Annotated in this window: 12 protein-coding genes; 6 read left to right on the forward strand and 6 right to left on the reverse strand. The window is 71.4% G+C overall.

What is annotated here, in order from left to right:
* Positions 1-35 precede the first annotated feature (35 nt).
* Both JQX11_RS20975 and JQX11_RS20980 read left to right on the forward strand, forming a co-directional pair.
* Positions 36-1,724, forward strand: a complete 1,689-nt coding sequence (locus JQX11_RS20975; RefSeq protein WP_204926666.1) for an ABC transporter ATP-binding protein — start codon at positions 36-38, stop codon at positions 1,722-1,724.
* On the forward strand, positions 1,721-3,574 hold the full coding sequence (locus JQX11_RS20980) for an ABC transporter ATP-binding protein (RefSeq protein WP_204926667.1): 1,854 nt from the start codon (positions 1,721-1,723) through the stop codon (positions 3,572-3,574). The genes JQX11_RS20975 and JQX11_RS20980 overlap by 4 nt, the downstream gene beginning before the upstream one ends.
* Here the strand turns inward: JQX11_RS20980 and rpsD are convergent.
* Entirely contained in the window at positions 3,562-4,170 is a 609-nt protein-coding gene (gene rpsD, locus JQX11_RS20985) for a 30S ribosomal protein S4 (protein ID WP_204926668.1), read from the reverse strand. The two genes, JQX11_RS20980 and rpsD, sit on opposite strands and share 13 nt — an antisense overlap.
* A gap of 73 nt (positions 4,171-4,243) precedes the next feature.
* Here rpsD and JQX11_RS20990 point away from each other — a divergent pair, with 73 nt between their 5' ends.
* Together JQX11_RS20990 and JQX11_RS20995 are read left to right on the forward strand one after the other, a co-directional pair.
* Positions 4,244-4,978: a DUF2470 domain-containing protein gene (locus JQX11_RS20990; protein ID WP_204926669.1), complete on the forward strand. Its 735-nt coding sequence runs from the start codon at positions 4,244-4,246 to the stop codon at positions 4,976-4,978.
* A 283-nt stretch (positions 4,979-5,261) separates the two neighbouring features.
* Positions 5,262-5,867, forward strand: coding sequence for a TetR/AcrR family transcriptional regulator (locus JQX11_RS20995; protein WP_307826281.1), 606 nt, complete (start codon positions 5,262-5,264; stop codon positions 5,865-5,867).
* A gap of 132 nt (positions 5,868-5,999) precedes the next feature.
* On the opposite strand, the gene JQX11_RS21000 is transcribed toward JQX11_RS20995, so the two are convergent.
* The 4 genes from JQX11_RS21000 to JQX11_RS21015 all read right to left on the reverse strand — a co-directional run bounded on the left by JQX11_RS21000 (position 6,000) and on the right by JQX11_RS21015 (position 9,351).
* Complete coding sequence (locus tag JQX11_RS21000; RefSeq protein ID WP_204926670.1) at positions 6,000-6,596, reverse strand: toll/interleukin-1 receptor domain-containing protein; 597 nt, start codon at positions 6,594-6,596, stop codon at positions 6,000-6,002.
* On the reverse strand, positions 6,593-7,012 hold the full coding sequence (locus JQX11_RS21005; RefSeq protein WP_204926671.1) for a hypothetical protein: 420 nt from the start codon (positions 7,010-7,012) through the stop codon (positions 6,593-6,595). Before JQX11_RS21005 ends, JQX11_RS21000 begins: the two co-directional genes overlap by 4 nt.
* A gap of 80 nt (positions 7,013-7,092) precedes the next feature.
* A complete protein-coding gene (locus JQX11_RS21010; protein ID WP_204926672.1) occupies positions 7,093-7,650 on the reverse strand; it encodes a RipA family octameric membrane protein in 558 nt (185 codons plus the stop codon).
* 183 nt (positions 7,651-7,833) lie between these two features.
* Positions 7,834-9,351, reverse strand: coding sequence for an MFS transporter (locus JQX11_RS21015; protein WP_204926673.1), 1,518 nt, complete (start codon positions 9,349-9,351; stop codon positions 7,834-7,836).
* Positions 9,352-9,583: 232 nt separating this feature from the next.
* On the opposite strand from JQX11_RS21015, the gene JQX11_RS21020 reads away from it, so the two are divergent.
* Both JQX11_RS21020 and JQX11_RS21025 read left to right on the forward strand, forming a co-directional pair.
* Positions 9,584-10,132 carry a hypothetical protein gene (locus JQX11_RS21020; protein ID WP_204926674.1) on the forward strand — a complete coding sequence of 183 codons (549 nt, stop codon included), beginning with the start codon at positions 9,584-9,586 and terminating at the stop codon, positions 10,130-10,132.
* An 83-nt stretch (positions 10,133-10,215) separates the two neighbouring features.
* A complete protein-coding gene (locus JQX11_RS21025; protein ID WP_204926675.1) occupies positions 10,216-10,752 on the forward strand; it encodes a P-loop nucleotide/nucleoside kinase family protein in 537 nt (178 codons plus the stop codon).
* Positions 10,753-10,786: 34 nt separating this feature from the next.
* On the opposite strand, the gene JQX11_RS21030 is transcribed toward JQX11_RS21025, so the two are convergent.
* Entirely contained in the window at positions 10,787-11,284 is a 498-nt protein-coding gene (locus JQX11_RS21030; protein ID WP_204926676.1) for a cellulose binding domain-containing protein, read from the reverse strand.
* Between the last annotated feature and the right edge of the window lie 50 nt (positions 11,285-11,334).

Below are 11,334 nucleotides of genomic sequence, written 5' to 3' on the forward strand. Positions count from 1 at the left end.
CCGTTCCTGAGCCGTTGACCAGGGGGTACTACGTAGTGAGCAAGGTCAGTACCGGCTCTGCGGTCCTGCGCCGGGCGGTCGCCCGCAACGGGCGACGCCTCTGGACCGGCACGGCGCTGGCCGGCGTCTACCAACTCTGCGCGGCCCTGGTGCCGATCCTCGTCGGCGTCATCGTCGACCGGGCCGTCGCCACCGGTGCAGTGACCGCGCTGCTCGCCTGGACTGCGGCCCTGGCGCTGGTCTATCTCGTCCTGGTGGTGACGTACCGCTTCGGCGCGCGCAACCTGCAACGGGCCATCGCCGAGGAGGGCCACCAGCTACGGGTCGAACTGGCGGCGAAGATCCTCCACCCGCGGGTGCTGCGCACCGGCCGGCACACCGGCGACCTGCTCGCGGTCACCACCACCGACGCCGAGTACACCTCCTACCTGCTCGACCACATCCCACGGGTCACCAGCGCCCTGGTGGCGGTCACGGTCAGCGCGGTCGCGCTGCTGCTGATCTCGACGCCACTCGGGCTGACCGTGCTGATCGCCATCCCGGTCGTGCTGGCGGTCCTCACCCTCACCGCCCCGCTGATCGCCAGGCGCGTCAAGGAACAGCAGGACCAGGCGGGTCGGGCCAGCGCGCTCGCCACCGACCTGGTCACCGGGCTACGCCCGCTGCGCGGCATCGGCGCGCAGGACGCCGGGACCGGGCGGTACCGCCGGGTGAGCCGCCACAGCCTGGCCGCCACCCTGCGCGCCTCCCGGACCCAGAACGCGTACCTGGGCGCGTCCACCATGCTGAGCAGCCTGCTGGCCGGGGGCATCGCACTGATGGCGGGCTGGTTCGCACTGACCGGCCGCATCACCGTCGGTCAGTTCATCACGGTGATCGGCTCCGCGCAGTTCCTCGTCGAACCGTTCGGCGTGCTCGCGGTCGTACCCGGCTGGACGGCTGCCGCCCGCGCGGCGGCGGACCGGGTCGCCGCCGTCCTGCGGGCCGACGTGGTCCTGCCGCCGGGCACCGCCGTGCCCGACGGGTGCGAGCTGCGCCTGACCGACGTGACGTACGGCCCGCTGGCCGGCCTGCACCTGCACGTGCACGCCGGGGAGTTCGTCGGCGTGGTGGCTCCCCGGTCGGCGGACGCCGAGGCGCTGGCGCGGCTGCTGGCGGTGCCCGACGGCCATACGGGTGACGTCCTGCTCGGCGGCGAACGGCTGGAGACCGTCGACCGGGACCGGGCGCGTCACCTGCTGCACAGCGAACCGCACCGCACCGACCTGTTCACCGGCACCCTCGCCACGAACGTCACCCTGCACGACGACGACGGTGGACGGCTCGACGAGGCCCTGCGCGCCGCTGCCGCCGACGAGGTGGCGCACCTGCATCCGGCGGGCCTGCGGATGCCGGTCACCGAACGCGGCGCGAACCTCTCCGGCGGCCAACGGCAACGCGTCGCGCTCGCCCGCGCGCTGCTCGCCGGGCCGCCGCTGCTGGTCCTGCACGACCCGACCACCGCCGTCGACGCGGTCACCGAACAGGCTGTCGCCGACGGCATCCGGTCGCTGCGGCACGGGTCGGACGGCGGTTACGGCACCGTCGTCATCACCAGCAGTCCGACGTTGCTCGCCGCCACCGACCGGGTCGTGTTCGTCGCCGACGGGGTCGTCGCCGCCGAGGGGACACACGCCGAACTCGTCGCCGACGACGACAGCTACCGCCGGGCGGTGCTGCGGTGACGTCCCCGACCCTGCCCGTGGCCAGCCCGCGCGAGAGCAGGGCGTGGCTCGGCGCGCAACTGCGGGCCCGCCGGGGGGCCGCCTCCGGCACGCTGGTCGTCGGGCTGCTCGCCGCCGCCACCGCGATCGTCCCCGCCTACGCCTTCGGCCTGCTGGTCGACCGGGTCCGCGCCGGCGGCGGCACCGAGGTGCTCGTTCCGGTCGCCGTGCTCATCGCGACCGCCGCCGTCGTCGGTGGTGCGGCCACCGGTGTCAGCGCCCACCTGATCCGCCGGTTGGGTGCGGGCATCCTCGCCGACCTGCGCGAACGCGCCCTGGACGTCGCGTTGCGGTTGCCTGTGGCGGTGCTCGACCGGGCGGGCCGCGGCGACCTGGTCTCGCGGGTCGGCGCGGACGTCAGCGCCATCGACCGGGCCGTCACCGAGGTCCTGCCCACCCTGGTCTCGGCCCTGTTGCTGGCGGCGATCAGCCTCGGCACGATCGTCGGCATCGACTGGCGGCTCGGGCTGGCCGGCGCGGTCGCCGTCCCGCTCTACGTGCTCGGTGCGCGGTGGTATCTCCCCCGGGCCGCGCCGGCCTACGCGGCCGAGCGGGTCGCCATCGCCCAGCGGTCCCAACGGTTCGTCGAGAGCGTTCAGGGCATCAGCACGGTGCACGCCTACCGGCTGGAGGACCGGCACCTCGGCGGCATCGCGGACGCCTCCGCCCGCGCCCGGGACCTCTCGACGAGCGTGTTCGCCCTCTACACCCGGTTCGTGGGACGGATCAACGCAGCGGAGCTGGCCGGGCTCGGCGCGGTGCTGGTGGTGGGGTTCCTGCTCGTACGCCGGGAAGCCGTCACCCTCGGCGAGGTGTCGGCGGCCGCGTTGCTGCTGCACCGGCTGTTCGGCCCGGTCCTGCAACTGATGGTCACCTTCGACAAGGCCCAGGACGCGGGGGCCAGCCTGGCCCGCCTCGTCGGGGTGCTGAGCACGGACCCGGACCGTCGCGCGGGCGGCACCAAGCCCGCGACGCACGACCTCGTGCTGGACGGCGTCAGCTTCAGCTACGACGGGGTGACGCCGGTGCTGCGCGACGTCTCGCTGCGGGTCGGGGCGGGCCGGGTGGTCGCGCTGGTCGGCTCCACCGGCGCCGGGAAGACCACCGTCGCGTCGATCGCCGCCGGGGTGCTGCGCCCCGGCAACGGCGTGGCCACCCTGGGCGGTGTTCCCGTCCCCGAGCTGCCCGCCCGGACGATCGCCCTGGTCAGCCAGGAGACCCACGTGTTCGCCGGGCCGCTCACCGAGGACCTGCGGTTGGCCCGGCCGCAGGCCCCGCCGGAGGAACTCACCGCAGCCCTGGCCCGGGTCGGCGCCCTGACCTGGGCGCTCGCCCTCCCCGACGGGCTGGACACCGTGGTCGGCGAGGGCGGCCACCCACTGACCGCCGCGCAGGCGCAGCAGTTGGCGCTCGCCCGGGTGGTCCTGCTCGACCCGGCGGTCGTGGTGCTGGACGAGGCGACCGCGGAAGCCGGCAGCGCGGGGGCGCGCGACCTCGAACAGGCCGCCGCCGCGGCGTTGGCGGGACGCACCGCCCTGGTCGTCGCCCACCGCCTCACCCAGGCCGTGACCGCGGACCACATCGTCGTCATGGACCGTGGCGAGATCGTCGAGAGCGGCCCGCACGCCGAGCTGATCGGGGCGGACGGCAGCTACGCCCGGCTGTGGGCGGCGTGGACCGCCCGCGCCGACGGCACGCCGACCCGGGCCGGCGACGCGCCGGGATCGGCGGTGGTCGGCGGCGACCCGCCCGTACCGCGACCACGGCACGGGCGGTGGACCGGGCCGCCGCTGACCGCTCAGCGGGAGTAGAACTCCACCACGAGCTGCTCGTCGCAGATCACCGGCACCTCGTGCCGGGCGGGCTCGCGCAGCAGCGTGGCGCGCAGCCCGGTCAGCTCCACCGACAGGTAGGGCCGGGGTCGGTCGTCGGCGTGCGCGCCGGCGGCGGCGAGCTGGAACGGCGGCAGGGTGCGGCTGCGCTCGCGTACCGCGACCACCTGGCCGGGCCGCAGCCGGTACGAGGGCCGGTCGACCTTGCCTCCGTCCACCGTGAAGTGGCCGTGCCCGACGAGCTGGCGCGCCTGGTAGATGCTGCGGGCCAGCCCGGCCCGGAGCACCAGCGCGTCGAGTCGCCGTTCCAGGAGGGCGACCAGCGACTCGCCGGTCTTCCCGACGCCCCGGGCGGCCTCGTCGAACGTGCGGCGCAACTGGGCCTCGCTGACGTTGTACTGATGGCGCAGCCGCTGCTTCTCCAGCAGCCGTACCTGGTAGTCGGAGGTCTTGCGCCGGTTGCGGCCGTGCACGCCCGGCGGGTAGGGACGCCGCTCGAAGTAGCGCACGCACTTGCGGGTCAGCGGAATGCCGAGGGCACGGGAGAGCCGGGCCTTGGGACGGGGGTGGTTCACGTTCGACGTCTCCGATCGGATGGTCTAGCCTGCGAGTTAGGTAAGGCTAACCTATGTTGAGGAGATCGGGATCATGCGACCCAGCCCGGCGGAGATCGTGCGTACCCTCGTCGCGGGACGACTGCCCGCCCTCGCCCACCTGGCCGGCAGCACCGGCCCGCACCAGGTCAGGCACGCCACCGATCCGGCCGGCCGGGTGCTGCTGCTGGTGCCGGCGTCCGGCGACCTCGCCACGGCACTCGCGCCGCCGGCCGGGGACACCGACGTCGCCACCGTCCTCGACGTGCTCGACCTGCCACCCACCGCCGACGCCCCCTCGCTCGGCCGGGCCTGGGTCTCCGGCTGGGCCGAACGCCTCGACGGCGACGCGGCGCGACAGGCCGCGATGGACTTCGCCGCCACCCGGCCCACCGGCGACCTGCTCGACGTGGGCAGCAGGTTCCAGCTGCACCGGTTCGCGGTGACCGAGGCCCGCTGGGAACGCACCGACGGCATGCGCCCGATCGACCCGCAGGCGTACGCGCAGGCCGAGCCCGACCCGTTGCACGCGGCCGAGGCGGACCTGGTGGCCGACCTCGCTGACCACCACGCCGAGCAGGTCGCGGTCCACCTGCGCCGGCAGTTGAAGCTCTCCGGTGCCGAGTCGCCACGGGTGGTCCGGATCGACAGGTACGGCCTGACGGTCGCGTACGGCCGGCCCGGTGCGGTCCGACGGGCGAGGGTGAGCTTCGGACGACCCGTCACCGACGTCGACGAGCTGTCCCGGCTGCTGCACCCGATGCTCTGCCCCCGGCAGGCGGCGGCCTGAACCCGCCGCGACGGCGCTGACGCCCGCCGCCACCCTGACCACCGGCCGGATCCGGCCGGGGTCGGTACCCCCCGACGTCCTCGACGCGACGGCTCCTGGCGCGCGGTCGACCCGGTCCGCCGGATACGGTGGTGCGGTTCACCGGGAACGTCCCCTGCGCGAAGGCGGCGACGCCGCAGGTCGAGGCTCCCCGTACCAGTGAGGGTCCGGAGCCGTTATGCAGTCTTCCTCGTCGCAGGCCGGTCGGATGGGACGCCCCGCACGCCTGTCCAGGGAAGCCATCGTGGCGGCGGCCCGACGGATCCTCGGTACGGAGGGCGTCGGGAGCCTGTCGATGCGTCGCCTCGCCAAGGATCTGGACAGCACGCCGATGGCGCTCTACCACCACGTGAAGGACAAGGACGAGCTGCTGCTCCTGCTGCTGGAGGAGCACGCCGCGCAGTTCCCGCGCCCGGACCTGCCGCCGGAGCCCCGGGACCAGCTGATCACGGCGGCCCAGCTGCTGCACGACATCCTGGCCGAGTGCCCGTGGATCGTCGAGGTGCTCGCCTCCGACGACCTGATGGCGGTCTCCGCCCTGTGGATCGTCGAGAACATCATCGACGGTGCCGTCCGCTGTGGCATGACTCCCGAGCAGGCCGTCTACGCCTACCGGGTGATCTGGTACTACACCGCCGGCGAGCTGATGCTGCGGGCTTCCCGCGGGAAGCACTACTCCCGGCCGGACGCGGGAGCACACCGGGAGAAGGCGTTCGCCAACCTCGACCCCGCGCAGTTTCCGCGGCTGTCCGCCCTCGCCGGCCGGTGGCCGACACTCACCGCACGCGACACGCACCGGTCGGGGCTGATCGCGGTCATCGACGGGTTGCTGAGGCAGACCGTGGGCTGACCCGGCTGGCCTCCCACGGTCGCCTCGATCGCCCCCAGCAGGTTGTCACGTCGGCAACCCTGATCGTGCAAGCCATCCTCGTTCTGCGGTACGTCGCAACCAACCGGTCCTCAGCATGCGGAGGGCACACGTTCAGAAGAAGCTTCCGTCACCCCCTCCGATGAGGTCGTTGCCGGCCCCTTCGCCACCGTCTTGACCGTTTCCACCAGGATCCGGAATGAAGACACCGCTGGTGAAGATGCCAAGAATGGCAGCACCGATCGCCACGCGTTTCCATCGACCAAGCATCCGTTGCGCGAGTTGGTCCACGTGCGTTGCCGGAATTTCGGTGCCGGCGGCGGGATCACGCAACCCACGGAGTAGCAAGTCACGGCAAGCCGTCTTCGATTTTCCAGCGAGGTTGACGCGAGTGATGCCCCTCAGAATGATAGGTATGTCGCACGGTTCAACCTGCACGGGCACCATTCTGCGGCGATTCAGAGCGCTTGTCCACTCGGTAGTGCACCACGGTGACACGAAGTAGTGCCTCGAAAATATGGGCAGCACGATGTCAGCCCGGTCCAGCTCACGCGAAATCCACAGCGGGAAGTTCTCTCCTGGCGGAGAATCCAACTCCTGGAACACTGCCGTGTTGCCCGACTCCTTTATCACCTCGGCGATCCAGCGGGCCCACCCGAGGTCGGCTTTGTTGTACGAGAGGAAAATCCTCATTCCCGCCGGGCCGCTCATGACAGGCGGATCGTTCCTTCGATTACGATCTGGCCAGTATGGTCATAGTAGCCGAGCTCTGCGTCAGTGACGTGCGGCAGCAGGTTGATCAGGCGTTTGCTGATTCCTTTGAACACGAACATCGTCGGCATGTTCAATCGTTGCCCCGTCCTGCGATAAAGCACGCCGTTGGCGGCAACGGCCAAGCCGGCGCTCGCCAGATGCGCGAGGATCCCGCGGACGCGCTCCTCGCGCGCGTTGTGTTTCTTGTCGAGGGCGAAGTGACGCCCGAGGGGGTAGCCGTCCGCAAGAAGAGTGAAGGAGGTCACGATCCCGCTGTCGGTCAACTCGGCGAACCCCGGCGGAACTACACCCTTAATCGATGCCCCGGACTTGGCCTTCACATTGACCGTGAATCCATCTTCATTGGTTCTCATCCAGCAACTCCCGGGGAGAGGCGATGTAAGATCAGTTGCGCGCCATCGTTGTCAGGCACGAAAGAGACTTTCATACACTTTCAGCCCACCAAAATCGTTATAAGCACCAAGAGATAGGCGAGCGCGAAGGTGCTGGGCACCCACTGCTCAAGCTGCGCCATCGGCCAGTAGAGAGAGCGGTCCCGGCCAGAACCCAGCCCCTTCCACTCCGCCCGCCAGTAGGGGGAGGCAGGGAGGCGCTCCTCCATCGCGCCAACGACACGAAATTTGGCCGAGGAAAGCTGCCGGTAGGACCGCAGCATCCAGAACCAGGCGACGCATTGAACGATCAGTACAACCAACGGTAGGAGCAACACCCACCGGGACGATTGACTGCTCAACGACCACGCGACGTTGAGCGCAGTGAAGACAGCGGTGTTCGCGGTTAAGAAGAAGGTGTTGGCCACACTGCGGCGGGCGCTGACCCGGTCCGCCATCTCAACGCATATCCGGTACTGCTCAAGTATAGCCGCCTGGTATTTCTCGCCCGCCCCGGCATAGGCGTCAGCGCCAATCTCGTTCGTCCACAGCGCAGAACGAATGTCGTCGAACTCCGCTTGGCTACGCCCAAGGTATCGTCGCGCCGCGCCGACAATCATCGTTCGATTATCGACAGCACCTGCCGGTTGGGGAACCACTGTGGACGATGCCGCGCTGTCGCGATCTCGACACTGAGCCCTCTCCACCGTGACCAAGGGGCCTGACCAGGTGGGCAGGGGCGTATCGGTGGTACTGGGGGCGCAGTAGCTGCCACAGCCGGGGCTGCCCAGCCATCGGGGTCGTCACCTCGATTCGCGGAGGGGCGGGGCAGCACGGTCCGGGCGCGGCTCGGCGGGCGCGGTGGTCGTTCTGGAGGAAGGCGATCCCGCACCGCGCCGGGCCATCGGTCCGGCGGCCCACTTACCGGGGAGGACGAACAGTGCCACGAGGGCGGCGACGAACAGCAGCGCGCCCGACAGCGTCAGGCCGACGCCGAATCCATCGGTCAGCGCGTCCAGGGGCGGGTCACCGGCGGCACGGCGGTGGGCCGTGTACGTGGTCTGCGCGGTGACCAGGGCGGCCAGGCCGAGAGAACCGCCGATCTGGCGGGAGCTGTTGAGCACGGCCGAGGCCATGCCGGCCTCGTGCCGGGGCAGACCACCGACTGCGGCTCCGGTGAGCGGCACGAACGAGATGCCCATGCCCAGGCCGGTGAGGATCGAGGGGCCCAGCAGGTCGGCCACGAAGCTGCCGTCGACGTCGAGCGCCCCGAACCAGGCGAAGCCCACCGCGGCGAGCAGGCCGCCGGCCACCAGCAGCACCCTGGGGCCGGTCCGGGGAAGGAGCCGGGTCGAGATGTTGATCGCCACCACCACGGTGAGCGTCAGCGGTAGGAAGGCGGCCCCGGCGCGCGCCGCGTCGAAGCGCAGCACCTCCTGCAGATAGAGCGAGATGAAGTAGAAGGCCGCGAACTGACCCGCGCAGAGCAGCAGGATGAAGAGGTTGGCACCGGCGACATTGCGCTTGGTGAGCAGGCCGAGGCGTACGAGCGGGTCGCCCTTGACGCCTCGGGTCTCCCACAGTACGAAAAGCACGAGCAGCAGCACTGCCGCACCGAGGGTGAGCAGGGTCGTGGTCGAACCCCAGCCCTGCTGTTCGGTGCCGACGAGCCCGAGCACCAGGGTGCCCACACCACCGGTGACCAGCACCGCGCCACCGACGTCCAGCTTCCGACCGAGCGGAGCGCTGAGCAGCCCGCCCGGCACGCTCGCCAGGGCGAGCAGGACAACACAGGCGGCCATCGGAACGTTGACCAGCATCACCCATCGCCAACCCGCGTACTGGGTGAGCAGACCGCCACTGAGCACCCCGGCCGCACCGCCCACAGCCGAGACCGCAGCGTAGACGCCCAGGGCACGGATGCGTTCCCGGCCCTCGCGCTGGGTCAGCGTGAGCACGGCGAGCGCGGCCGGCGCCATCATGGCGGCGCCCGCGCCCTGCAGGGCGCGGGCCACGATCAGCTGCCACGGCGCCTGCGCCTGTCCACCCAACAGCGACGCGAACGCGAAGAGCACCGTGCCACTCAGCAGCAGGCGGCGCTGGCCGAACAGATCGGCCGCACGGCCGCCGAGCATGAGGAAACCGCCGAACAGCAGGGCGTAGATGTTGACGACCCAGGGCAGCTGAGCCTCTCCGAGACCGAGCTCGGCATCGAGCGACGGCAGGGCGACATTAACGATTGTCATGTCCAGGGTGACCATGAACTGTGCCAGGGCCACCGCGACCAGTGCGCAACGCCTGCTCGGCTCCAGCTGGGCCATGCGTACTCCTCATCGTTTTCTTACACATAAACTATACGCGTACGATAACTATGCGCCACGCGGTGGGACTACCGCCACCCCTTAGCCGCCGCGACGTCGGCCGGCTGCGTGGTCGACCCCGTCACCCGGCGGCCCGACCGACGGTGTCCGGTAGGACCAGCGGAGGCAACGGCCGACGAGGCGGACTGGCCCTGGGGTTTCGCCCGTTGCCCGTTGCGGGTAGCGGAGGGCCGTGAACCGCGATCTCGTGACGGCCTTGCAGGCGGCCTGGGGCCTACCGGAGTTCCGCGACGGGGTGCGCCACGTCATCGACCTCGACGAGGTGGCGCTGCTGCTGGCCGCGCTCTCCGTCCCGGACCACGACCGCGAGGTGGAACGCAGCCTGCTGCGGCTGCTGCGGTCCAGCCTGGACACCACCGAGATCCGGGAGGCGGTGTTGCTGCTGCTGGAACGCGACGAGGTACGCCGGCCCCTCCTCGCGGCGGTGGTGCGACCGCGTGTCGACCGGCCGGGTCTGGCTGCCGCCTTCACCTCGGCGGCCGAGGACCCCCGGGTGCGGCGTGAGGTACGCGCGGTGCTGGACGACGCCCGGGTGCGCGAACTGGTCTGGCAGGTGGTCGAGAACCAGGTGGACGCCGACCGGGTCGGCCTGGCCCGCCGGGCCGCCGTGCTGTTCATCCGGCACCCGAGCGTGCCCCGCCTCGCCTGGGCCCTGCGCCGCCACGGCGTCCTGCGCGAACTGCGCCGCACCGCTGCGTCGGATGACGGCGCCGCGGCCTGAGCGGCCGGCTCCCACCCTCCGAACCGCGAGCGGCAGGCGCGGAGATGAGCGATGATGGGGCGCGCGCCGACCGGAGGGTGACGATGGGGCGACCGACACTGTTCCTGACCGTGGGACTCCCCTGCACCGGGAAGACGACGGCGGCGCGGCGTATCGAGGTCGAACACAACGCCCTTCGCCTGACGAAGGACGAGTGGGTGAAGGCGCTCTACGGGCCCGGGAACCCTCCCCTGGCGGGGGCCGTCATCGAGGGGCGGCTCATCGGGATCGGACTGCGCGCCCTCGAACTCGGCACCAACGTGGTGATCGACTACGGCCTGTGGTGCCGCGACGAGCGTTCCGCCCTGCGCCGGGCCGCAGCGGACCTCGGCGCGAGGGTGGAGCTGCACTACTTCACGCTCACCCCGGCCGAGCAGCGCAGACGGCGTGACCGACGCCAGGCCGACGCGCCGCACACGACCTGGCCCATGGCGGATGAGGAACTCGCCGGGTGGGCCACCCGCCTCGACGTCCCCACACCGGGGGAACTCGACGGCAGTGAACCCATCGATGCTCCCCCGGCGGGATTCCCGACCTGGCACGCGTGGCGCACGTACCGCTGGCCGCCGTCGGCCCACTGAGACCTGCGGATCGGCCCCCCGCCTGACCGCCCGCTCAGCCGAGCGCGCAGGGTGTCCCGTTGAGGGTGAACGAGGACGGGCTCCCGGTGTCACCGGTGTGGTCGGCCACGAACCCGATGGCGATCGCCCCGCCCGGCCCGATGGTGACGTGGTCGTCGTGGCCACGGGCCGTGACGGTGCCACTCGACGGCGAGTACACCGCGTTCCAGCCGGTGGTGATGCGTTGCCCGGGAGGCAGCGGGAACGTCAGCCGCCAGGAGGTGATCGTGGTGACGCCGGTATTGGTGATGGTGATGCTGCTCGTCAGGTAGGTGTCCCAGGTGTAGGCCGAGTACCGGACGGTGCAGGCGGCCCCGCTCGGCGGCGGGCTGGCCGGCACAGGACTGCTCGGCGGCGGGCTGGCCGGCACCGCGGTGCCTGAGGGCGGGGTCGTGCCGGCCGAGGCGGTGCCGGGGGCGCTGACCCCGGCCAGGGCGGCGGCCAGTGTCAGGGCCGCCGCGGCGACGCCGAGAAGGCTGCTCGTCGGTCTCATGGCGGTGGCGGTTCCTCCGGGGGACGGCGCACGGCTGCGCGGCGGAGCGG

The sequence above is a fragment of the Micromonospora humida genome, from assembly GCF_016901255.1.
In the GTDB taxonomy this organism is placed as follows: domain Bacteria; phylum Actinomycetota; class Actinomycetes; order Mycobacteriales; family Micromonosporaceae; genus Micromonospora; species Micromonospora wenchangensis.